Genomic DNA, 21,282 nt, shown 5'->3' with positions numbered 1-21,282 from the left:
CTCGCTCCTACAGAATTGTGTGAAATCATTAATTTGTAATCGACACAAAACCTGTAGGAGCGAGGCTTGCCCGCGAAGCTTTTCAGCAACAACTCAGATCCAGGCGACTGCCAACAACCCGGCGCCCAACACCACACACAACGGCGAATAAGCCCAGGTATCGAGCCGGGCAAACTTCGAATCCTTGACCTGCTTGAAGAACCCCACCAGGTTCGAATCGCCGATCGCCCGGGCAAACATCAGCATCGCAATGGCACTGATCACCCATTGCAGCGCCCAGTGATGCACCGTCGGCAAGTACAGGCCGACCCGCAGGCACACCAGCATCGCGATCAACAGCAACCCTACCGCGACCAACAAGGTGGTAAAGCCCGACGGCTTGAACGCCGGCCTGGACTCTGCATCGCCCTCCCCGGGCACCCGCGGCACCGCCGCCTCGCTTCCCAACTTGCCCCCCGCGGCCCAGTACAAATGGACCAGGCTGATCAAGAGGAAGATTGCTGCAATCCATTGCGCGACCATTAGGCTCATATTCAAACATCCTGCGTGAAATGTCGCAGCAGGATGAACCTCCTTGAGCGTTTTTGTAAGGGTATTTTTCATCGACGGTGGTAACGTGCCGCTCCATGAAATTCGCCCGAACTGATCGCACATTGATGGCCTGGATGCTTTATTGCTGCGTCCTGGTCAACGTGTTCGCCTGCAGTATCGGTCACGGGCAAATGGTCGGGATGCAGCTCAATGGCATCGGCGGCCAGTTCTGTTCGGTTGATCCGGCCACCCAGGCGCCCGCCTCCTCGAACACCTCCGATGACAACCTGCCGACCCTGTCCAATGCCTTCGGCTGCCCGCTGTGCTCCACCGGCGGCATGGGCCCGGCGCTCAATTCCAGCCTGACCCTGGCGATCCTCCCGGAGCAACACAGTCCGCCCTTGGCCGTCGTCGCCAGCGCTGACCTCCCTGCCCTTCAGGATTCATCGATGAAACGCATTCCTTTACTGGCCAGCCTTTTCGGCTAACTGTCTGTTAACGCCTGGGCGCAATCCACCGTCGACTTGGCCCCCATTACCATTGATGGCGAAGCGACGGCCGAGCCAGGGTTAAGCCTCGATCAATCCAGCGGCATGGCCTCGCGCCTGGGCCTGAGCGTGCGTGAAAACCCGGCGTCGGTGGCCATCGCCAACCGCAACGACATCGAGCGCCACGGTGCGCAAAACTTCCAGGACGCCGCCAACACCTTGCCCGGCGTCAATGCCAGTGCTCCGCCGGGTTTCGGTGGGTTCGTCTCCTACCGGGGGCTCACCAGCAGCCAGATCACCCAGATGCTGAACGGCATCAACGTCTCCGGCGGCCTCGCCCGGCCGGTGAATGCGTGGATTTATGATCGGGTGGAACTGGTGGACGGCCCGTCGTCGCTGATCAATGGCGCAGGCTCCGTGGGCGGCTCATTGAACTACGTGACCAAACTCGCGACCCGCGAAGAGCAAGCAGTCGAAGGCCGCGTCAGCTACGGGACTTATGACACGACCGAGACCGCGTTCGGCCTCAACCACGCGCTCAGCGACGACGGCGCCGATGTGCAGCATTACGCGCGGCTCGACGTCAGCCACAACACCGGCAATGGCTACTTCGACCGTCAGGAGCGCGATGCCTGGAGCGTCGCGTTCTCGCTGCTCAGCGACCTGACGCCAAACCTGTCCCACACCCTCGCGCTGGAATATCAGGACGAACACGAAGACAGTCCGTACTGGGGCACGCCCGTGCTCAACCCCAAGACCGGCAAACTGAAAATCGACAAGCACAACCGCTTCAACAACTACAACGTCGAGGACGGCCGTTACGAGCAGCGTACGATCTGGGTTCGCTCGATCATCGACTACCAGATCAACGACAGCACCGGGGGAAGCCCGCTCCCACAGGTTTTTTGTGAACACTGAAGATCCAGTGTGGGAGCGAGCTTGCTCGCGAAGGCGACATCAGACTCACTGCATTACTTCAACTCAGCAGAAACCTTATCCGCCACATCCTTCGGCACCCACGCCTGCCACACCTCCGGGTGCGCCTTCATGAACGCCTCCGCCGCCTGACGTGGCGGGGTGTGTTTTTCGCTCATTTCAGCCAACGCCTTGTTCAATGGGGCGATCGGAAAATCGACCTTGCTGAAGAAATCGGCAATCTGCGGATACTGCTTCTGAAAAGGCGTGGACACGCCGATCGACAGCTTCGAGGCCAGCGAGCGCGTCGGTTTCGGATTGGGGTTGTCAGCGTCGGTCAGGGTTTTCCAGGCTTCGGCATCGAAGGGCGGCTCCTCCAGCTGAATCAGCTTGAAGCGCCCGAGCAGCGGCGTCGGTGACCAGTAATAAAACAGCACCGGCTTGCCGCGACGAATCGACGAACTGATCTCTGCATCCAGCGCCGCCCCGGAACCGCTGCGAAAATTCACATAGCTGTCGTTCAGGCCATAGGCCGTTAGTTTCTGTTTGTTCACCACTTCCGACGTCCAGCCAATCGGGCTGTTGAGGAAGCGTCCCTTGCCTGGGCTTTCCGGATCGCTGAACACATCCTTGTATTTGGGCAGGTCGCTGACACTGCGCAAACCGGGCGCCAACGGCTTGATGCCCTTGGCCGGGTCGCCCTTGATCACATATTCGGGCACCCACCAGCCTTCAGTCGCACCCTTGACCGTATCGCCCAGGCTCACGACTTTGCCCTCGGCTTCAGCCTTGACCCAGACCGGACTGCGACCCGCCCATTCTTCACCAATGACCTGAATGTCATTGTTGGCCAGTGCGGTTTCCAGGGTGATGGTTGTCCCGGGCAAGGTGTCAGTCGGCAAGCCGTAGCCCTTCTCGACGATGATCCGCAGGATGTCGGTGATCAGGCTGCCGCTTTCCCAGTTCAGGTCGGCAAAGTGGATCGGCGTCTGGGCAGCGGATACCGGAACGGGTGAACTCAACACACCAAACGTGGCCACGGCAACGGCCAGCAACCGTCGAAATCCTTTCATGCTTTTGCACCTCGTGCTGTTCACAGCAATAGCAGGATGGCCTGACAGAAGACCGCAAGCCTCTGAATACTCAGTCAACTGACTGTAGTAGAGGTTCCTGCTTTCGAGGGGCGTGATTTAATTTTCGGAAACTTCCTGCAAGCGTGCCAGCTCTCCTCTTACCATGCTGGCGTACGCCGCCGGGCGCAGCGTGTAGATCTGTGACGCCACCCAATTCAGCCAGCCTCCCTGCAGAACAGCTTTCTGCTCGAACAGCCGCCGGGCTTCGACTTGCGCGCTGGCCTGGTTCTGTTCGTGGAAATCGGCGCGGGTCAGGGTCATTACTCGCTGGCCTTGAACGTGACCAGTTCGCCCTTGCGCCACTTGGCGGCTTTGGCAGTCACGGCTTTCAGGGTTTTGGTCAGGCCTTCCTGCAACTGCTGGTGGGCGGCGAAAACCATCACCACGCTATGACCTTCCTTGAACACAATCGCGTGACCGTCTGCGGTGGTGACAAAGGCGTAATCGCCCAGCCCATAAACCGTCAGTTTGATTTCACGGAACTTGATGTCGAGCTTGCCGCCTTCACGACTGGGCAGCACGGAAGCGCTGAAATGATCACCGACCTTGAGCTTGAGCCCCGGCTTGTCATCGACCACCAGTGCCTCTTCGGTGTCGATCTCGGCAATGTAAATGCCTTCAGCGTTCTGTTCGGTGATGTAAACGAAACGTGACTGAAACTGTTTAACCAGCTTTGCGCGCAAATCACCCAGCACGAACAAAGCATGCATATCGAGATTACTTACTGCCAAGGAAACATCCCCACATCTGAAAATGATGCCGCACGCAGAAAAAGCGCACAGCAGAAAAAAAGCGGCCATGCCGGAGGTTTGCCGTAAGACCCGGGTTGAAATCCTGAGCTGAGCAGAGCGCTCATGCCTCGCGAGGTCAGTGAGATTACTGGAATACCACCCGCGCCGTCCTCTGTGAAAGTCGTCAGATGTTGAAGGAAAATGCCCTTCTTACTGCCAGAGGAAACCGGATTACCAACTTTAGGGAAAAATCTCTTTAAAAAAAGCACTTTTCCGACATATCGCCAGTAAAAAATTGCTTTAGATGAACACCATTCTCCAACCAGTGTTGGTGATTCTAGAGCAGCCATGCTTACCGAGACTACCCAAAACGACGTACACACGTCGGCAAAACAATGAAAAGGACTTCACATGTGCACAATGACTCACATCGCTTCCGCCCAGGCATCGCGCGCAAACAGCTGCGCCCCCTTGCTACCGGTGTTGTTCCAGCCACATGAGTTACAGCCGGAAAGCTTTGTGCTTCCACGCTTTCAAGTGGTACTGGCCGGTAATGCCTTCTTCCATATCAAGGAAATTTCCACCGGCCGCGTAAGAGGTTTCCGTGGCTGCCATAACGAAGCCTGCGCCCTTGCCCGCTCTCTTGAGTCGCGCGCCTGACGTGCTCTTCTGCGTTCACATCTATAGACGTTTCGTCATGCCGGCGACTTAACTCAGCCGCCGGCAGGCAACTACTGCCATACTGCCCGACCCACGAAATCCGTCCCCAGGACGGACGGCGTTCAACACAACAAAATATTTCCAAGGGAAGGCAGCTACGTGACGGAATTTGATATCGGTGAATTTTTTATCCGGGGCGAAGCCAGAGAGGTCGAAGGCGAATTCCAGGCTGTCATTGTGATGCGTGCCAAGCCACCGCTGACCAAGGAGACATATCACCAGGTCGAGAAGGATCGCTGGTTCAAGACCTCGGACGTCGCCGCCGTTGCCGCCCAGGAAGCCGCGAAGGAGCTGAAGCTTGCCGTCGATAACGGTGCATTGAAAGCCTGATCGTCGGATTTGCCGTCTATGCTCTCTCCTGCTATCCACATCGCGATCGAACTCCTGAAGCGCGGCCCCCTCAGATGCAATGACGCCGCACCTCAGATCTCGCATTCGACGCGACACGCAAGGAGATGAAGATGGATTCACCTACACACGACTTGAAAGGTTTGTTCGACCAGCTCGGCCTGGACTCCAGCGAGAAAGCCATCGACGATTTCATCGCCAGCCATTCCCCTTTGGCAGACGACAAGAAACTCATCGATGCCGAGTTCTGGACGCCACAACAAGCGGGCTTCCTCAAAGAACAATTGCGCGAAGACGCCGATTGGGCGCGGGTGGTCGACGACCTGAACCTGCGCATGCATCAGGTTCACTGATAATCCGATCCTGAGCCAACGATAACCTGTGGCGAGGGAGCTTGCTCCCGTCGGGCTGCGAAGCGGCCCCAAGATGGGACTGCTGCTCAGTCCAGCGGGAGCAAGCTCCCTCGCCACAGTTCAGTGTCAGGCATACTCACCGGTTATCAGGCTGCGCCTCTAGCGCGGACTTTCCGGCTTGTACCCCAAGCGCAATCCACCCCAATGCCGTCCCTTGAGCATGATTGGCACCGAGAGGTCGTGCATCAGTTCCCCGGTGTCACGGGTGTAGGTCTGCAACAACACGGGCTGCTGATGGCTACCACAGCGGATGCCGGTGCGGTCGGCGAATTTGCGCTTGGTGCGGTTTTGTATCGTATCGACCTGCGCGTCGCCGGTCAGCGGCTGACTGAAGACTGTGTTGTGGGTGGGCACGTAACCCTGCTGGGTGCAGGCGATGGCAAACACCAGGCCTTCATGGCGCGGCAACAACGGTTCCTGGATCGCCGGCAAGACTTGATCGGTATAACGATCGAAACGGGTCTGAAATTTGGCGGGGCTGGTATTGGGGATCGCTTGGTAACTGCGATCGAACAGGTCATCGAGGCTGACACGGCCCTGATCGATATCCGCTTCAAAGCGTGCGGCAATCTGGCTGGCGCCTTCGCGGGCCAGGTCGTAAATCCGTTGGTGGTAGTCATCCAGCCCGACTTCGGCGAGACGCTCGCTGATGGTTTCGGCCTGACCTTCCATTTGCACGGCAGCCTGAGCCAGGCGCTGGGTCTGTTGGTCGCTGACCGCCAGGTCGCTGCGCATCTGTTCGATGGCGTGGAACAGGCTGTCGAGTTGTTCGCGGTTAGTGTCCGCACCCTTGGCGATTTCGCCGACCTGGCTCTCGACGCCGGCGGCCAGACGCGCAATGTTTTCCAGGTGCTGGCCGGTGTGCTCGACCTGCTCGACACCGGTGTCGAGGTCGCTGGACAGCTGGCGGATCTGCTCCACCACTTGCGCCGTGCGTTGCTGAATATCGGCGACCATCTCGCCGACTTCGCCGGTGGCCGTCGCCGTGCGCGCCGCGAGACCGCGAACCTCATCCGCCACCACCGCGAACCCACGACCGTGTTCCCCGGCCCGGGCCGCTTCGATCGCGGCGTTCAAGGCCAGCAGGTTGGTCTGGCTGGCGATCGACTGAATCACCAGGGTGACCCGTTGAATATCGTCACTGCGCAGGCTCAGTGCCTCGATCAGTTCACGACTGCTGCTGGCGCGCTGACTGAGCTGATGCATGCGACTGATGGATTCAATCAGTTCCGTGCGCCCTGCGGCGCTGCTCTGATGCGCTTCGCTGGCCGCACTGAGGGCTTCGCGGCTGAGTTTCGAGGTGGCTTGCTCGGTTGCGATCATCACTTCGGCGTTGCTGACGATTTGCGCCGCCGCATCGAGTTGCGATTGCAGTTTGTCCGCCAGTTGCTTGACCGAAAAGGCTACGCCCGCGGCCGACAAGGCGTTATGACTGGTGGTGTAGGAAAGATCGCGCGTCAACTCGGCGATGGCACTGGCGCCGTCGGCGGGAGTTGCTTGGGGAGTGGCGCGTGAGCGCAGGCGTGGCAGCCAGATGACCAGAATGGCCAGTGGCAGGCAAAGGTAAAGCGACCAACTCCCCAGCGCCATGCCGCACAGCAACAGCATCAGGGCGATGCTTTGCAGGGTTGGCGTCAGCCAAAGGTTTTCCGGCAAAAACACTGGTGCAGGCACTGCCGCAACCAGAGACCCGTCTCTCGTCATCTTCGTCACCCCATGTACCTTCTAATTGTTGTCCAGCCATTAAACGCCACTACTGGGCCATTATCTATGGTCCATTAGTAGTGGGCGTTGCAGCAGATCAATAGAAGTACTTGAGATTTTCGCAGGCGAAAAAAAGCATCGCGGGCAAGCCTCGCTCCTACAGGAGTGGCTTGCCCGCGATGCAGGGCGTTACGGAATCAGGCCTGACGCTGGTGCTTGTCGATCTGTTCGTGACGCTCTTGAGCTTCGATGCAGTACTTGGTGGTCGGGCTGATCAGCAGGCGTTTCAGGCCGATGGCCTCGCCGCTGTCGTCGCACCAGCCGAAGCTGTCTTCTTTGATGCGTTCCAGAGCCTGCTCCAACTGAGGCAGCATGCGCTGGTCGCGATCGATCGCGTTCACCAGCCAGGTGCGCTCTTCTTCGACAGAAGCAGCGTCGGCCGGATCGGCTGGCGTGTCCAGGCTCTCGATGGCGATGCGATTCTGTTCGATGCGCTCATGGGTTTCGACTTTCATGTTCTGCAACAGCTCGGAGAAAAAAGCATGTTGCTCGGCATTCATGTAGTCATCCGCCGGCATGGCCAGCAACTTGTCCTTTGTCATTGATATCTCTATAAAAAAACGTGCATTAAGGCGAATTAGGGAGCATTCCGGCGGACCTGGTCTGGCCATCGGAAAGGCGCCGTTTATTCCAAGCGCCACCCGGCACTCAATTTACGAGGGCCGGCAGTCTAAGGCCGACTTGAGGCCTCAGCAACTGAAAAGACAGCGAATTTATCCGACAAAGCCCGGAAAGTGCTCTATGGCAGCCTTTGCGGTGATTATCGGAGTGCGTTTATAGCAAGAAATTCAATCGAGCGGCGGTATAGAGAAGACAAACGGCTGCGCCACGCGGGTCAGGCGTGGCGCATTGGCTGTCTGTTCCAAGACTCAGCGCTTGAGTTTACGCTTGTTGCGGTATTGGTCGATCACCACCGCCACCACAATAATCAGTCCCTTGATGATGTCCTGAATATACGCATCAACCCCGACAAAGGTAAACCCGCTGGCCATCACCCCGAGAATCAATGCACCGATCACGGTGCCGGTAATGCGCCCGACGCCGCCCGCCAGACTGGTACCGCCGATCACGGCCGCGGCAATTGCGTCCAGCTCATAAGACATGCCCATCCCCGCCTGCCCGGTCGCGGCACGTGCCGAGGCGACCACACCGGCCAGGCCTGCAAGCAACCCGGCGATGCTGTAGACGATCACCAGATGACGCTTGACGTTGATCCCCGAGGTACGCGCCGCCTGCATGTTGCCGCCAATGGCGTAGGTGTACTTGCCGTACTTGGTGTAGCGCAGGGCGATGTGAAAGATCACCGCGACCACCAGGAAAATGATCACCGGCATGGCACCATGTCCGATGGCCGTGTAGGAATCCGAGAGCATGCTCACAGGCTGGCCTTCGGTGTAGAACCGCGCCAGGCCACGCGCCGACACCATCATGCCGAGGGTTGCAATGAAGGGCGGAATTCCGGTGATGGCAATGATGCTGCCATTGATCGCGCCCGCCAGCAGTCCCACGCCGAGTCCGGCAATCACCGGAATCCACACAGGCAAGTCAGTCAGTGATGGAAACACCGCCCGGGCGAAATCCGAAGTCTGGGCCAGACTGGCCGCGATCATCGCCGACAGCGCCAACACTGAACCGGAGGACAGGTCGATCCCGGTAGTGATGATCACCTGCGTCACGCCAATCGCCAGCAGGCCGATGATCGACACTTGCAGGATCATCAGCACCAGGCGCTGGGAGTTCATCAGGAAGCTCTGGTCGCGCACGATCCAGCCGAAGACTTCGAAGACCAGGCCGATGCCGATCAGCACCAGGAAGATACTCAACTCGGTCGGAAAGCGCCGGCGACTCTTGACCGGTGCCGTTGCTGGCTTGTTTTCCAGTATCGCGTTCATAACCACTCACCTTCTAAAAAATCTGGCATCAGATACATACCCTGTGGCGAGGGGATTTATCCCCGTTGGGCTGCGCAGCGGCCCTAAAAAAATGGGACTGCTGCGCAGTCCAACGGGGATGAATCCCCTCGCCACAGAATCCCTCTTCACCCTTGAGCTAGTGACATTGGGTCATGCCCGAGGCCAGTTGCATGACTCGTTCCTGGGTCGCTTCGCTGCGGTCGAGGGTGCCCATCAGGTCGCCCTCGTGCATGACCATCACCCGGTCGCTCATGCCGAGCACTTCCGGCAGCTCCGAAGAAATCATGATCACTGCCATGCCTTCGCTGGCGAGGTAAGAGATGAGCCGGTAGATCTCGGCCTTGGCGCCGACATCGATGCCGCGGGTCGGCTCGTCGAGAATCAGGATCCGTGGATTGGTCATCAGCCAGCGCGCCAGCAAGGCTTTCTGCTGATTGCCGCCAGACAAGGTGTCGATGCACTGTTCAAGCGACGGGGTCTTCACCCGCAGCTTCTTGCACATGTCTTCGCACAACACCCGCAGGGCTTTCTGTTGAATGAATCCGTGACCGGCGTAGTGCGGCAGCACCGCCATCTCCATGTTCTCCAGCACCGACAGGCACGGGAACAAGCCGCTGAGCTTGCGATCCTCGGTCAGCAACGCGAAGCCCTTCTCGATCGCCATGTGCGGATCGCTGATGCGCACCACTTCGCCGTCGAGCCGAATCTCGCCGCCGTCACTTGGGGTAATGCCGAAAATCGCTTCGGCGACGTTGGTCCGGCCCGACCCCATCAACCCGGCAATCCCAAGGATCTCGCCCGCGTGCAGGTCGAAGGACACCCCTTTGAAAATACCGTCCAGCTTGAGGTCGCGCACCGACAGCAGCAAATCGCCGATGGGCTTTTCCCGCACTGGGAACAACTGGCTCAGCTCGCGGCCGACCATCATCGAGATCAGGCTGTCGCCGTCCATGCTGTCGGCCCGTTGCAGACCGATGTAAGCGCCGTCACGGAACACCGCCACTTCATCGGCGATGGCGAACACTTCATTCATTTTGTGGGTGATGTAGATGATGCCTTTGCCCTGGCTCTTGAGGTCGGCAATGATCGAGAACAGGTGCGCGACTTCCTTGTCGGTAATGGCTGAAGTCGGTTCGTCCATGATCAGGATGTCGGAGTCGTAGGACACCGCCTTGGCGATCTCGACCATCTGCCGCTCGGCGATGCTCAGGTTGCCGACCTGCTCCTCGGGGTCGAGGTTGATCCGCAGGCGCTCGAGCAATTTCGCGGTGCAACGGTGCATCTCGCGGTGGTCGATCATGTGCAGGCTGTTGAGTTGCTCGCGGCCGATCCAGATGTTCTCGGCGATGCTCATGTGCGGCATCAGGTTGAGCTCCTGGTGGATCATCGCGATCCCGGCCTGAAGTGCTGCCAGCGGCGTTTCGAACACCACCGGTTTGCCCCGAAGGCGCAGTTCACCGGCATCCGGCTGGTAGATGCCGGCGATGATTTTCATCAGGGTGGATTTGCCCGCGCCGTTCTCGCCCATCAGCGCCAGGACGGAGCCGGGGCGGACCCGAAGCTGCACGTCGGACAACGCCACCACACCAGGAAAACCCTTGCTGACGTTGATGATCTCCAGCAGGTACGGCTCATCGACGGGTGTTGCGGTTGGCTGGATACCCACCAACGGGGTGCTTGAAGCAGTCGCTGAAGCGAACATGATCAGGTACTCCATCAGCAAGGTCGCGGTGGCAACCTTGCGTACTTATTGTTGTTATTTGGCGGACGGGCTATTTGAACGTGTCGACGTTTTGCGGAGTGATCAAGCGATATGGCACCCACACGGCCTGTTCAACCGGCTCGTTCCTGGCCATTTTCACGGCGGTGTCGATCGAACCATCTGCCTGACCTTTGGCGTCCTGGAACACCGACACCGCCATGTTGCCTTTCTTGATCGCGTTCAAGCCGTCCGGCGTACCGTCGACGCCAGCGATCAGCACACTGCCCTTGTCGACGCCGGCCTGTTGCAGGGCCATCGCGGCACCAATGGCCATTTCGTCGTTGTTGGCCACGACCGCGTCGAACTTGCGGCCTTGGGTCAGCCAGTCGTTGACCAGCGTCATGCCTTTATCCCGCAGCCAGGTGCCGGTCTGCTCTTGCTCGATCTTGATGTTCGGGTATTTGGCCAGCACCTCTTTGACGCCTTTGGTGCGGTTGGTGGTGGAGTTGTTGGCCAGGTCGCCCAACAGAATCACGATGTCGCCCTTGCCACCCATCTTGTCGGCCAGGTATTGCATCTGCATTTCACCCGCCTCGAGGTCGTTGGAGGCCACCGTGACCACGCCTTTGGGAAGCTTCAGGTCATCCGGGCGACGGTTGACGTAGACCAGCGGGATGCCGGCCTTGACGGCGGCTTCGGTAATTTTTTTGGTGGCGGCGGTGTCCACCGGGTTGACCACGATGGCATCGACTTTCTGGCTGATGAAGCTTTCTACCTGGCTCAACTGCTTGACCACGTCGCTGCGCGCGTCTTCGAACTGCAACTGCACGCCATCGGGATAGGACTTGGCTTTCTTGTCCATGGATTCGCGCAGGTAGGTCAGCCAGGTGTCATCGAACTGGGACATGCTGACGCCGATCTTCATGTCGGCGAGTGCAGCGCCGCTGGCGAACATCAGGGACAAGGCCAGTGAGGCAAAACGGATCTTGGTCTTCATGAAAAGTCTTTCTCCACATTCTTGTTGGTTTTATGGATGAGGCGTGACGATTTTCAGTAAGCGGGCAAGCGGGAAAAACGTTGAAAACGAGCGAGAGGCAGTTCGCTGGAAATGACTTTATTGGAATATTATTTCTATATCAACTCATTTTAGAATTTTATTCTGATTTTGTTCCATGGCTTTCAAACGGGCTTAATTCCACCACTCGATGCTGCTCGAAGCTCAGTCGCGCAGCGTCTAGAACGCGGGTGGTCGCCAGTGCATCACGGGCGTCCACAGGCAGTGGGCCACCGCTCTGTAACGCGGTTTGTAGCTGCAAATAGAACTGATTCCAGCACCCGCGCTCCGAGGGAACACGTTCGCGCACTTCGCCCTGTTCGAACCAGCCCCAGCGCCGATGCTCTTCAACGCCCCAGCGTTCACCCTCGGATTTCGGCGAGAGCCCGGCGAGCGCCGAGGCCTCTTGCCCGTCCAGACCATCGACGCAGTAACAACCTTGAGTGCCGGTCACACGGAAACGCGGGCCGGGGGTGTTTTGCAGGCAGCTGCCGCCCAGGTGCGAGATCACCCCGTTGGCGTGGGTCAGGGATACAAAGAAGCCGTTGTCGAAGGTTTGGCCTTTTTCCAGGTAATCCAGTTCGGCGTAGACCGTTGTCACCGGGCCGAACAGCAGCAACGCCTGATCCACCAGATGACTGCCCAGATCACGCAGGAAACCACCGCCACTGCCGTTGTTCACCGATTGCGGCGAGTAACGCTCGATCCGCGATTCGAAACGGGTGACGTGGCCCAGGGCGCCGGACTCGATGAGTTTGCGCACGGTGAGGAAGTCCGAGTCCCAGCGGCGGTTCTGGTAGACGCTGAGCTGTACACCCTGGCGCTCGGCCATGGTGATCAGGGTCTGTGCTTGCTGCGCATCGGCAGCGAACGGCTTGTCACTAACCACCGCCACGCCGTGCTCAATACCGTCGAGCACCAGCGCCGGGCGGCCCTTGAGCGGTGTGGAGATCACCAGCACATCGACGCCGGCGTCCACCAGTTGGCCGATGCTGTCGAAGGCTGGCACACCGGGGTGCTCGGCCGCCAGCCACTGTCGGCGCTCCGGGGAACGGGTGACCACGCCAACGAACTTCGCCGTCGGCAGACTGCTGATCAGCGGAGCATGGAAAAACCGGCCGCCATGGCCGTAACCGACAAGTCCGATACGCATGAAAATATTCTCCTTATAAAATGCTGCCGGATGTACACGGACCTTGTAGGAGCGAGCCTGCTCGCGAAAGCGGCGTGTCAGGCGCCCTCAATATTGACTGTGCTGACGCCATCGCGAGCAGGCTCACTCCCACAGGGGTTTTGTGGTGGCCGTTAGCGGCAGAGTTCGCTTTTGACGCGTTCGAGCATCATCCGGTTGGACGCGTCCGGCCGGTCTTCCCAGGCGAATACCGAGACCGTGGCGATGCCGTCGAATTTGATCTCGCGCAAGGTGCCGAAAAACGCCTCCCAGTCGACTTCGCCCTGGCCGATGTCCAGATGCTGGTGCACCGTGGCGACGACGCCCGGCGGGTTGACGATGTAGCGCAAACCCGAAGAAGCCTTGTGGTTGTAGGTGTCGGCAATGATCAAGTGGCTCAGTTTGGAGCCCGCGTACTTGAGCATCGAGGCAATGTCACCCTTGCCGTCGTCGTAGAAAAACGTGTGCGGCGCGGCGTAGAGGTAGTTGATCCAGTCGCGATCCAGACCGCGAATGATGTCCACCGACTCGTTGTTGCGCTCGCAGAAGTCGTAAGGATGGGCCTGGATGTCGAGCTTGACGCCTTCGCGTTCGAACTCCGGGATCAACTCGTCCATGGAGCGCATGAACTGGTTCTCGCAGACCAGCGGATTGTCTGACTGGCCGGTGAACTCGGTGTTGACCAGCTCGCAGTCCATCTCCACGGCAATCTGGATTGCGCGTTTCCAGTTGCGCACCGCCGCCACGCGCAGGCCTTCGTCGGCGGCGGCCCAGTGGTACATCGGTAATAAGGAAGACAGCTTGACCCCGGTGTCGCTCAGGGCTTTGCGAAATTCCTTGATCCGCGCCTTGTCGACACGCGGGGCCTTGTAGAACGGCAGGAAATCTTCCCGGGGCGAGAGTTCGATGTGTTCGTAGCCGAGTTCGGCGACTTTATCGACCATCTTGCCCAGAGACAGGGTGCGGTACATGTAAGGGTCTAGTGCGATGCGCATGTTGTTATTCTCCTTCACCATTGCCTCAGCCGTGACACTCCCCCCGTAGGAGCGAGGCTTGCCCGCGAAGACTGACTTTCAGCCGACATCTACGTTGAATGTACCGACGCCTTCGCGGGCAAGCCTCGCTCCTACAGGGTGCGGGGTTAGCCGTAGAAGTGGGGGCGGTCTGGCAGGGTGACTTTTACGATCTGGCCGCTGTTTTGAGCTTCGATGCAGGCATCCGCAGCGACGGCGGCGGCGAAGCCGTCCCACGCCGATGGGCCGCCCACCTGTCCCGCTCGCACGCCATCAATGAACGCCTGCAACTCGACGTCATAAGCCGCGATGAAGCGATCCTTCCAGTCCATCAAAATCGCATTCGACAGCTTCGCCCCGCTGCGCAGTTGAACCTGCGAAGGCTCCGGCAGTTTGGCGATACCGGTCTCCCCCACCACTTCACACTGAATGTCGTAGCCGTACTGGCAATTGACGAACACTTCCACGTCGATGCGCGTGCCCTTGGCGGTTTCCAGCAGCACGATTTGCGGGTCTCTCAAATGTGCGAGGGCTTTGCTGCTCTTGCGTGGGAACACCACTTGCACCGACACGTAATCGTCGTCGAGCAACCAACGCAGCACGTCGAGTTCATGGATCAGCGTGTCGGTGATCGCCATGTCGGTCTTGTAATTCTCGCCCACGGTCGGGTTGCGATGCGCGCAGTGGAGCATCAGCGGTTCGCCGATCTGACCGCTGTCGATCACCGCTTTGAGGGCGCGATAACCTTCATCGTATGGACGCATGAAACCGACCTGCACCAGCCGCTTGCCGTGGGCCACTTCGGCCTCGACGATTTTGCGGCAGCCTTCAGCGGTGACCGCCAGCGGCTTCTCGCAGAACACCGGTTTGCCCGCCGCAATCGCCGCCAGCACGAACTCTTCGTGGCTCGGCCCCCAGGAGGTGACGAGGATCGCTTCGACTTCTGGCGCCTTGATCAGCGCGTGGCCGTCAGGGTAGACCTCGGCGGTCAGTTTCAGGTCGGCAACCACCTTGGCCGCTTGCTGCAAGTTGATGTCGGTGACCGCGACAACCTGGCTATTGAGCAAGGTCTGGCTGCAACGACGAATGTGATCCTGGCCGATGGCCCCTGTACCGATAACACCCAGTTTCAAAGACATTTCTGATCTCCTGTTGGAATTTTTGTCGAGCAGTCAGTACTGACGGGCCTTGGCCAGTCGTTCGTTCAGGGTCTTGGCCACCGCATCGGTGCGGGCGCTGGTGGAGACTTGCGCCACACCGACCCGCCACCACGACAGGTATTTGTGGATCATGGTTTTGGGCAACACCTTGATGTCGATCAGCGTCGACACGGTCTGCACGCGTGCATCCGCCAGCGCGGCTTTCAGCTCTTCAACGGTGTTCACTTTGTAAGTCTTGCAGCCATAAGCCGCCGCACTCATGGCGAAGTCCACCGGGACGAAGCCGCCATCGAGCTTGCCGGTGTCCGGGTTGCGGAAGCGGAACTCGGTGCCGAAGCTGTCCATGCCGTGCTCCATCTGCAGGTTGTTGATGCAGCCGAAGGTCATGTTGTCGAACAGCACCACATTGATCTTGCGGCGCTCCTGGATCGAGGTCGCCAGCTCAGAGTGGAGCATCATGTAAGAGCCGTCGCCGACCAGCGCATAGACCTCGCGCTCGGGCTCGGCGAGCTTCACGCCCAATGCGGCGTTGACCTCGTAACCCATGCAGGAATAACCGTACTCGACGTGATAGGTGTTCACGCCCTTGCTGCGCCAGCTGCGCTGCAAGTCACCGGGCAGGCTGCCGGCGGCGGCGACGATCACGGCGTCATCGGCGAGGGTTTCGTTGAGCACGCCGAGCACGCGGCTCTGGGTCAGGCAGGAACCGGTCAGCTCGATGAATTCGCGCAAGACCGCAGGGGCCATGTGGTCGTTGATTTCCGGGATGAAGTCCTGGGTCTGGTACTCGACCTGATAGAGGCGATCGACTTCCTCGTCCAGTTGCGCCTTGGCCTGACGCGGTTGATCGCCCCACGCGGAACGGTAATCGCCCAAGGCCTCAGCCAAGGCTTGCAAGCCGGTTTTGGCATCCGCCAGCAGTTGCACGCCGTCGAGTTTCAGGGCATCGCAGGGGCTGATGTTGAGGTTGAGAAATTGCACGTCCGCATTCTGGAACAGGGATTTCGACGCGGTGGTGAAATCGCTGTAGCGGGTGCCGATACCCATAATCAGATCGGCGTCCCTGGCCAACAGATTTGCCGCCAGGCATCCGGTTTCACCGATCCCGCCAACGTTCAGCGGGTGGCTGGACACTACCGCACTCTTGCCGGCCTGGGTTTCGGCGAAAGGTATATCGAAACGCTCGGCAAACGCTTGCAACGCCGCGTTGGCCCCGGAGTATTTGACCCCGCCACCGCAGATGATCAGCGGTTTGCGCTTGCCTTTGAACAGCGCCAAGGCATCGCCGAGCATCGCTTCAGTGGCCGGACGACGCTCGATGCGGTGCACGCGTTTTTGCAGGAAATAATCGGGATAGTCGTAGGCCTCGGCCTGCACGTCTTGCGGCAAGGCCAGGGTCACGGCGCCGGTTTCGGCAGGGTCGGTGAGGACGCGCATGGCGTGGATCGCTGCGGCCATCAACTGCTCGGGACGGTTGATGCGGTCCCAGTATTTGCTGACTGCCTTGAACGCATCGTTGGTGCTGATGCTCAGGTCGTGGAACTGCTCGATCTGTTGCAGCACCGGGTCCGGCTGGCGGCAGGCGTAAACGTCACCGGGCAACAGCAGCAAGGGAATGCGGTTGGCGGTGGCCGTCGCGGCGGCGGTCAGCATGTTCGCCGCGCCGGGGCCGACGGATGAGGAACAGGCGTAGATTTTGCGGCGAAGGTTTTGCTTGGCGAAACCGATGGCGGCGTGGGCCATGCCTTGTTCGTTGCGGCCTTGATGAACGATGAGGTCGCCGCTGTCCTGCTCCAGGGCTTGCCCCAGGCCCAGCACGTTGCCGTGACCGAAAATGGTAAAGATCCCGGCGACGAATTTGCTCTGGACGCCATCGACCTCGATGTACTGGTTATCGAGGAATTTCACCAGGGCCTGGGCCATGGTCAGTCTTGTTGTGGTCATAACCGATCCTTTCAAATGCATCCGATCCCCTGTAGAAGTGAGCCTGCTCGCGATGGCGGAGTGTCAGGTAACATCAATGTCGACAGACACTCCGCCATCGCGAGCAGGCTCACTCCTACAGGGGGGATCTTCATTAGCTTTGGGATTTTTGTAGGTGATCCATGCTTGCGCCGATGGCCTGTTGGATATTCGCCAGGCCATGGACGCTGTCGGCAAACGGTTCGAACGACAGGTAGCCGCTGTAGCCGCTGCCAAGCAAGGTGTCGATCTGCGCGGCGTTGCCGAGGATGTCGCCCTCGCCCACCAGCACGCGATGGCCGTCGCGAATAGTCGCCAGCGGCGCCTCGGCATCTTCGACACCGGAGATGTGAACCAACCCGGTCAGTTCGGCGAAAAACTCTTGTTCACTGGCCAGGTGGTGGTGAAAGGTGTCGTGAACCAGCCGGAACACATCCAGCCCGCCAATCGCTTTGATCGCATCTACCGCCGTACGCTTGAGTCGCAGCGAGCATTCTTCAAAACCCAGCGGCTCGATGAAACCGAGGATGCCGTGGTCGCGCAGGATCGGCGCCAGTTCGCTCAATGCGGTACGCAAGCCGGAAGCGCGCTCGGCTTCGCTTCGCGGATCGGCGCGATCATTCAGCGGGCACATGACCAAACCCTGCGCGCCGCAATCACGAGCATAAGCCGCCAGTTTCAAGGCCTGCGCCCGGCGCTCGTCATTCCACACATCAAACGGATACAGCGCGTTGATCGACAGCACGGTGATGCCTTTGGCCGCACACAACTCACGGACATGTTCGGGGGCGGTGCCGTCTTCGATCTCGACGCCCTTGAGGTCGTTGCGAATCTCGATGGCGTCGGCCTTGAGGGCCACCGCCAGGTCGATGAACGCAGGCAGTGACAAACGTGGGGCGACCATACGGTTCAGGGCGAAACGCAGGGGTTTGCTCATTATTGTTGTTCTCCGCACAGGTGAATTATTTGGCCGTCGGCATGCTGAATTCAGGGCCTTTGGCGATGCTGTCGGGCCAGCGTTGCATCACGCTTTTGTAGCGGCTGTAGAAGCGGATGCCTTCTTCGCCGTAGGCGTGATGGTCGCCAAACAGCGAGCGCTTCCAGCCGCCGAACGAGTGCCAGGCCATGGGCACCGGAATCGGCACATTGATGCCGACCATGCCGACCTTGATGGCGCGGGCGAAGGCTCGGGCGATGCCGCCGTCGCTGGTGAAACACGACACACCGTTGCCGAATTCGTGGGCATTGATCAAAGCGACCGCGCTGGCGAAATCCGGGACGCGGACGATGCCCAGCACCGGACCGAAGATTTCCTGCTGATAAATGCTCATCTCGGTCGTGACGTTATCGAACAGTGTCGCGCCGACGAAGAAGCCGTTCTCGGCCCCCGGCACTTTGAAGTGACGGCCATCGACAATCAGCTGCGCGCCTTGCGCCACGCCCTGGTCGATAAAACCTTCGACCTTGGCCTTGTGTTCGGCCGTCACCAACGGCCCCATGTCGCTGTCGCCCTGCATGCCGTTGCCGACCTTGAGTTGATCGATGCGCGGCAACAATTTGGCAATCAGCTGGTCACCGACATCACCCACCGCGACGGCAATCGAGATCGCCATGCAGCGCTCGCCGGCCGAGCCATAAGCCGCGCCGATCAGGGCGTCTGCGGCCTGATCCAGATCCGCATCGGGCATGACAATCATGTGATTCTTCGCCCCGCCCAGCGCTTGGACCCGCTTGCCGCGAGAGGTGGCCTGTTGGTGGATGTACTCGGCAATCGGCGTCGAGCCGACAAAGGAAATCGCCTCGATGTCCGGGTGTTGCAGCAATGCGTCGACCGCGGTCTTGTCGCCCTGAACCACGTTAAACACGCCGTCCGGCAACCCCGCTTCGGTCAACAGGCGCGCCATCAGCAAACTGGCGGACGGGTCGCGCTCGGAGGGTTTGAGGATGAAGCAGTTACCGGTGACCAGCGCCAGCGGAATCATCCACAGCGGCACCATCACCGGGAAATTGAACGGAGTGACGCCGGCGCAGACGCCCAGCGGCTGACGCAGGTTCCAGTTATCAATGCCGCCGCCGATGTTGTCGCTGAACTCGGTTTTCAGCAGGTTCGGCGCACCGCAGGCGTATTCGACGATTTCGATGCCACGGGTGACTTCGCCCTTGGCGTCGGAGAACACCTTGCCGTGTTCGCGGCTGATGATTTCTGCCAGTTCATCGTGATGACGGTCGAGCAATTCCTTGAACTTGAACATCACCCGCGAACGGCGCAGGGACGATTGCTCCGACCAGGTCGGAGACGCTTTCAAGGCCGAGGCAACGGCGGCGTCGACGGTCTTGTCGCTGGCCAACCCGACGCGCGCTTGCACCTCGCCGGTGGCCGGGTTGAAGACGTTACTGAACCGCTCGCTGGCGCTGTCTTGCACTTGACCGTCGATGTAATGGCCGATGACCGGGGCGTCGCTCATTGTTCCTGTTCTCCGTGCAGATAGTGAAATCAGGCTTTTTAGTTCAGACATCAAGCAGCCAACTGTGCTGCGGATCGTTATGGAACTGCCAGACGCGCTTCGGCCCGGCCATCACGTTCAGGTAATACGACTCGTAGCCGTAAGGCACGCTGACCGGGTGATAACCCTTGGGCACGACCACGAGGTCGCTGTTTTCCACGGCCATGGCTTGATCGATGCTGCGGTCGTCGGTGTAGACGCGCTGGAACACGAAGCCTTGAGGCGGGTTGATCTGGTGGTAATAGGTTTCTTCGAGAAAGCTCTGGTGCGGCAAATCGTCGGTGTCGTGCTTGTGCGGCGGGTAGCTCGACGAGTGACCCGACGGCGTGCGCACTTCCACCACCAGCAGCGAATGGGCGGGTTCGGTGTCCGGCAGGATGTCGCACACGTATCGGGTGTTGGCGCCCTTGCCGCGCACGCTGCGCTTCATGCTGTCGGGTTTGATCAGCCGCGGACCGAGGCCCTTATCGGCTGAGCCCGGCGCGGCGCAGACGGCGATTTGCACATCGCTTAGCGCAACGACTTGGGCCTGGCTGCCCGGTGGCAGATAAGCAGCGAACGGCGATTTGTCTTCGAACACCGAATGGCGATCGCCAATGTTGTCCCAGTCGAACGCGCCCTGCCCCGGTGCTTCGCCCTTGATGCTGACCCGGCCGCTGAGCAGCACCAGGCACAGTTCCTTATCGCCCGCCGACACCGGCAAGGTTTCGCCCAGGCTCAAGCGGTACGCGGCGAAACCGACGTATTCCAGTTCACCTTTGCCCAACTCGACCATGGTCCGGCCACGGGCATTGCTTTTGACCAGCAGGTTCATAAGGCAATCCTCTCGTCGAGCAGCGCACGCAGGGTGTCGTAACCTTTTTTCGCGTAGGCATAACTGGGCGCAACGGCCGGATCCTGCTCGGCCTCGACCACCAACCAACCGTGGTAATCGTTGGCCAGCAACACCTCGAGCAGCGCGGCAAAGTCGATGTCGCCATCGCCGGGCACGGTGAAGGTGCCGTTGATGATGCAGTCCGGAAAACTCCACAGGTTGTTGCGCGCCAGTTGCACCACCGGTTTGCGCACGTCCTTGAAATGCACGTGGCAGATGCGTTCGATGTGTTTGCGCAAGACGTGCAACGGTTCGCCGCCGCCCATGTAGCAATGGCCCGAATCGAACAGCAGACCGACTTCGCTGCCGGTCAGCGTCATCAGTTTGTCGATGTCGGCCGGGGATTCGACGTAAGCGCCCATGTGGTGGTGATAGGCCAGGCGCACGCCTTGGGACAGGGTGAAACGCGCCAGTTCGGTGAGTTTGTCGGCGTATTCCTGCCAGGCCTGTTCGGTGTGAAAACGCGGCCGTTCCACCAATGGAATGCGTTGGCCCTGGATCGAGTCAGCCACTTCACCGTAAACCAGCACCTTGGCGCCGTTCTTCGCCAGCAGCTCGACGTGGCTGCCGATGGCGTCGATTTCCTCGGCCACGGAACGGCAGGCGAGACGGCTGGAATACCAGCCAGACACCAGCGCCAGATCGTAAGGCCGCAGCACGTCACCGACGCCTTTGGCATCCTTGGGGAATTTGCCGTTGAGTTCGAAACCTTCGTAGCCGATTTCCTTGCCTTCGCTCAACGCAGTGCTCAGCGGCGTCTCGCCACCGAGGGACGGCAAGTCGTCGTTGCTCCAGGAGATCGGGTTGATGCCAATTCGGATAGCGGGCATGGCTGCACCTTTTATTGTTTTCTAAATTTCCGTTGAGTCTGAGGCCGCCTTCGTGG

The 21,282-nt window shown here is 59.6% G+C and carries 22 protein-coding genes and 1 pseudogene; 5 read left to right on the top strand and 18 right to left on the bottom strand.

Annotated features, from left to right (window positions below; translation table 11 throughout):
• Positions 1 to 93 precede the first annotated feature (93 nt).
• Positions 94 to 531: a DUF3995 domain-containing protein gene (locus ACYZTY_RS10910; protein ID WP_461958477.1), complete on the bottom strand. Its 438-nt coding sequence runs from the start codon at positions 529 to 531 to the stop codon at positions 94 to 96.
• Positions 532 to 626: 95 nt separating this feature from the next.
• On the opposite strand from ACYZTY_RS10910, the gene ACYZTY_RS10905 reads away from it, so the two are divergent.
• Positions 627 to 1,019, top strand: coding sequence for a DUF2946 domain-containing protein (locus ACYZTY_RS10905; protein WP_461958476.1), 393 nt, complete (start codon positions 627 to 629; stop codon positions 1,017 to 1,019).
• Positions 1,020 to 1,898: pseudogene (locus ACYZTY_RS10900) on the top strand (TonB-dependent siderophore receptor); the annotation flags it as partial.
• Between the two features lie 92 nt (positions 1,899 to 1,990).
• On the opposite strand, the gene ACYZTY_RS10895 reads toward ACYZTY_RS10900, so the two are convergent.
• From ACYZTY_RS10895 to ACYZTY_RS10880, 4 genes are all read right to left on the bottom strand, one after another.
• Positions 1,991 to 3,007, bottom strand: a complete 1,017-nt coding sequence (locus ACYZTY_RS10895; RefSeq protein ID WP_461958475.1) for an ABC transporter substrate-binding protein — start codon at positions 3,005 to 3,007, stop codon at positions 1,991 to 1,993.
• A gap of 117 nt (positions 3,008 to 3,124) precedes the next feature.
• On the bottom strand, positions 3,125 to 3,328 hold the full coding sequence (locus ACYZTY_RS10890) for a hypothetical protein (RefSeq protein WP_461958474.1): 204 nt from the start codon (positions 3,326 to 3,328) through the stop codon (positions 3,125 to 3,127).
• Complete coding sequence (locus tag ACYZTY_RS10885; RefSeq protein ID WP_109629923.1) at positions 3,328 to 3,798, bottom strand: hypothetical protein; 471 nt, start codon at positions 3,796 to 3,798, stop codon at positions 3,328 to 3,330. Before ACYZTY_RS10885 ends, ACYZTY_RS10890 begins: the two co-directional genes overlap by 1 nt.
• Entirely contained in the window at positions 3,789 to 4,148 is a 360-nt protein-coding gene (locus ACYZTY_RS10880; RefSeq protein ID WP_461958473.1) for a hypothetical protein, read from the bottom strand. The genes ACYZTY_RS10885 and ACYZTY_RS10880 overlap by 10 nt, the downstream gene beginning before the upstream one ends.
• A gap of 61 nt (positions 4,149 to 4,209) precedes the next feature.
• Here ACYZTY_RS10880 and ACYZTY_RS10875 point away from each other — a divergent pair, with 61 nt between their 5' ends.
• The 3 genes from ACYZTY_RS10875 (at position 4,210) to ACYZTY_RS10865 (ending at position 5,219) form a co-directional block, all read left to right on the top strand.
• A complete protein-coding gene (locus tag ACYZTY_RS10875) occupies positions 4,210 to 4,458 on the top strand; it encodes a hypothetical protein (protein WP_461958472.1) in 249 nt (82 codons plus the stop codon).
• Positions 4,459 to 4,617: 159 nt separating this feature from the next.
• Positions 4,618 to 4,848 (top strand): hypothetical protein, encoded by a 231-nt coding sequence (locus tag ACYZTY_RS10870; RefSeq protein ID WP_461958471.1) that lies wholly within the window; start codon positions 4,618 to 4,620, stop codon positions 4,846 to 4,848.
• A 131-nt stretch (positions 4,849 to 4,979) separates the two neighbouring features.
• On the top strand, positions 4,980 to 5,219 hold the full coding sequence (locus tag ACYZTY_RS10865; RefSeq protein WP_084323168.1) for a DUF2789 domain-containing protein: 240 nt from the start codon (positions 4,980 to 4,982) through the stop codon (positions 5,217 to 5,219).
• A 159-nt stretch (positions 5,220 to 5,378) separates the two neighbouring features.
• Here ACYZTY_RS10865 and ACYZTY_RS10860 read toward each other — a convergent pair whose 3' ends face one another.
• The 13 genes from ACYZTY_RS10860 to iolE all read right to left on the bottom strand — a co-directional run bounded on the left by ACYZTY_RS10860 (position 5,379) and on the right by iolE (position 21,226).
• Positions 5,379 to 6,602 carry a methyl-accepting chemotaxis protein gene (locus ACYZTY_RS10860; RefSeq protein WP_461959294.1) on the bottom strand — a complete coding sequence of 408 codons (1,224 nt, stop codon included), beginning with the start codon at positions 6,600 to 6,602 and terminating at the stop codon, positions 5,379 to 5,381.
• 578 nt (positions 6,603 to 7,180) lie between these two features.
• Positions 7,181 to 7,585 carry a TraR/DksA family transcriptional regulator gene (locus tag ACYZTY_RS10855; protein WP_007907888.1) on the bottom strand — a complete coding sequence of 135 codons (405 nt, stop codon included), beginning with the start codon at positions 7,583 to 7,585 and terminating at the stop codon, positions 7,181 to 7,183.
• A gap of 327 nt (positions 7,586 to 7,912) precedes the next feature.
• Positions 7,913 to 8,935 (bottom strand): ABC transporter permease, encoded by a 1,023-nt coding sequence (locus ACYZTY_RS10850; protein ID WP_461958470.1) that lies wholly within the window; start codon positions 8,933 to 8,935, stop codon positions 7,913 to 7,915.
• Between the two features lie 157 nt (positions 8,936 to 9,092).
• A complete protein-coding gene (locus ACYZTY_RS10845) occupies positions 9,093 to 10,658 on the bottom strand; it encodes a sugar ABC transporter ATP-binding protein (protein WP_461958469.1) in 1,566 nt (521 codons plus the stop codon).
• Positions 10,659 to 10,728: 70 nt separating this feature from the next.
• The gene (locus tag ACYZTY_RS10840) at positions 10,729 to 11,655 is read right to left on the bottom strand and encodes a sugar ABC transporter substrate-binding protein (protein ID WP_131060191.1); all 927 of its coding nucleotides are present in this window, start codon (positions 11,653 to 11,655) and stop codon (positions 10,729 to 10,731) included.
• A gap of 157 nt (positions 11,656 to 11,812) precedes the next feature.
• Positions 11,813 to 12,865: a Gfo/Idh/MocA family protein gene (locus ACYZTY_RS10835; RefSeq protein WP_461958468.1), complete on the bottom strand. Its 1,053-nt coding sequence runs from the start codon at positions 12,863 to 12,865 to the stop codon at positions 11,813 to 11,815.
• 152 nt (positions 12,866 to 13,017) lie between these two features.
• Positions 13,018 to 13,878: a sugar phosphate isomerase/epimerase family protein gene (locus ACYZTY_RS10830; protein ID WP_461958467.1), complete on the bottom strand. Its 861-nt coding sequence runs from the start codon at positions 13,876 to 13,878 to the stop codon at positions 13,018 to 13,020.
• Between the two features lie 146 nt (positions 13,879 to 14,024).
• Complete coding sequence (iolG, locus tag ACYZTY_RS10825; protein WP_461958466.1) at positions 14,025 to 15,035, bottom strand: bifunctional inositol 2-dehydrogenase/D-chiro-inositol 1-dehydrogenase; 1,011 nt, start codon at positions 15,033 to 15,035, stop codon at positions 14,025 to 14,027.
• A gap of 33 nt (positions 15,036 to 15,068) precedes the next feature.
• Complete coding sequence (gene iolD / locus ACYZTY_RS10820) at positions 15,069 to 17,000, bottom strand: 3D-(3,5/4)-trihydroxycyclohexane-1,2-dione acylhydrolase (decyclizing) (RefSeq protein ID WP_461958465.1); 1,932 nt, start codon at positions 16,998 to 17,000, stop codon at positions 15,069 to 15,071.
• Positions 17,001 to 17,133: 133 nt separating this feature from the next.
• Entirely contained in the window at positions 17,134 to 17,955 is an 822-nt protein-coding gene (locus ACYZTY_RS10815; RefSeq protein ID WP_461958464.1) for a TIM barrel protein, read from the bottom strand.
• A gap of 25 nt (positions 17,956 to 17,980) precedes the next feature.
• Entirely contained in the window at positions 17,981 to 19,483 is a 1,503-nt protein-coding gene (locus ACYZTY_RS10810; RefSeq protein WP_461958463.1) for a CoA-acylating methylmalonate-semialdehyde dehydrogenase, read from the bottom strand.
• Positions 19,484 to 19,526: 43 nt separating this feature from the next.
• Positions 19,527 to 20,336, bottom strand: a complete 810-nt coding sequence (gene iolB, locus ACYZTY_RS10805; protein ID WP_461958462.1) for a 5-deoxy-glucuronate isomerase — start codon at positions 20,334 to 20,336, stop codon at positions 19,527 to 19,529.
• Entirely contained in the window at positions 20,333 to 21,226 is an 894-nt protein-coding gene (iolE, locus tag ACYZTY_RS10800) for a myo-inosose-2 dehydratase (protein ID WP_461958461.1), read from the bottom strand. Before iolE ends, iolB begins: the two co-directional genes overlap by 4 nt.
• Positions 21,227 to 21,282 lie beyond the last annotated feature (56 nt).

The organism is Pseudomonas sp. LB1P83 (assembly GCF_054897885.1).
The sequence above is the reverse complement of the archived record's forward strand: the minus strand, read 5'-3'. Positions and strand labels throughout refer to the sequence as shown.

What these genes read in the sequence shown, in the direction of transcription:
- ACYZTY_RS10860 (WP_461959294.1), bottom strand. Translation starts at nt 6,602, where the DNA reads ATGATCGCAACCGAGCAAGCCACCTCGAAACTCAGCCGCGAAGCCCTC.
- ACYZTY_RS10840 (WP_131060191.1), bottom strand. Translation starts at nt 11,655, where the DNA reads ATGAAGACCAAGATCCGTTTTGCCTCACTGGCCTTGTCCCTGATGTTC.
- ACYZTY_RS10895 (WP_461958475.1), bottom strand. Translation starts at nt 3,007, where the DNA reads ATGAAAGGATTTCGACGGTTGCTGGCCGTTGCCGTGGCCACGTTTGGT.
- ACYZTY_RS10875 (WP_461958472.1), top strand. Translation starts at nt 4,210, where the DNA reads ATGTGCACAATGACTCACATCGCTTCCGCCCAGGCATCGCGCGCAAAC.
- ACYZTY_RS10810 (WP_461958463.1), bottom strand. Translation starts at nt 19,483, where the DNA reads ATGAGCGACGCCCCGGTCATCGGCCATTACATCGACGGTCAAGTGCAA.
- ACYZTY_RS10845 (WP_461958469.1), bottom strand. Translation starts at nt 10,658, where the DNA reads ATGTTCGCTTCAGCGACTGCTTCAAGCACCCCGTTGGTGGGTATCCAG.
- ACYZTY_RS10880 (WP_461958473.1), bottom strand. Translation starts at nt 4,148, where the DNA reads ATGGCTGCTCTAGAATCACCAACACTGGTTGGAGAATGGTGTTCATCT.
- ACYZTY_RS10910 (WP_461958477.1), bottom strand. Translation starts at nt 531, where the DNA reads ATGAGCCTAATGGTCGCGCAATGGATTGCAGCAATCTTCCTCTTGATC.
- ACYZTY_RS10890 (WP_461958474.1), bottom strand. Translation starts at nt 3,328, where the DNA reads ATGACCCTGACCCGCGCCGATTTCCACGAACAGAACCAGGCCAGCGCG.
- iolE (WP_461958461.1), bottom strand. Translation starts at nt 21,226, where the DNA reads ATGCCCGCTATCCGAATTGGCATCAACCCGATCTCCTGGAGCAACGAC.
- ACYZTY_RS10830 (WP_461958467.1), bottom strand. Translation starts at nt 13,878, where the DNA reads ATGCGCATCGCACTAGACCCTTACATGTACCGCACCCTGTCTCTGGGC.
- iolB (WP_461958462.1), bottom strand. Translation starts at nt 20,336, where the DNA reads ATGAACCTGCTGGTCAAAAGCAATGCCCGTGGCCGGACCATGGTCGAG.
- ACYZTY_RS10835 (WP_461958468.1), bottom strand. Translation starts at nt 12,865, where the DNA reads ATGCGTATCGGACTTGTCGGTTACGGCCATGGCGGCCGGTTTTTCCAT.
- ACYZTY_RS10850 (WP_461958470.1), bottom strand. Translation starts at nt 8,935, where the DNA reads ATGAACGCGATACTGGAAAACAAGCCAGCAACGGCACCGGTCAAGAGT.
- ACYZTY_RS10905 (WP_461958476.1), top strand. Translation starts at nt 627, where the DNA reads ATGAAATTCGCCCGAACTGATCGCACATTGATGGCCTGGATGCTTTAT.
- iolG (WP_461958466.1), bottom strand. Translation starts at nt 15,035, where the DNA reads ATGTCTTTGAAACTGGGTGTTATCGGTACAGGGGCCATCGGCCAGGAT.
- ACYZTY_RS10815 (WP_461958464.1), bottom strand. Translation starts at nt 17,955, where the DNA reads ATGAGCAAACCCCTGCGTTTCGCCCTGAACCGTATGGTCGCCCCACGT.
- ACYZTY_RS10855 (WP_007907888.1), bottom strand. Translation starts at nt 7,585, where the DNA reads ATGACAAAGGACAAGTTGCTGGCCATGCCGGCGGATGACTACATGAAT.
- iolD (WP_461958465.1), bottom strand. Translation starts at nt 17,000, where the DNA reads ATGACCACAACAAGACTGACCATGGCCCAGGCCCTGGTGAAATTCCTC.
- ACYZTY_RS10865 (WP_084323168.1), top strand. Translation starts at nt 4,980, where the DNA reads ATGGATTCACCTACACACGACTTGAAAGGTTTGTTCGACCAGCTCGGC.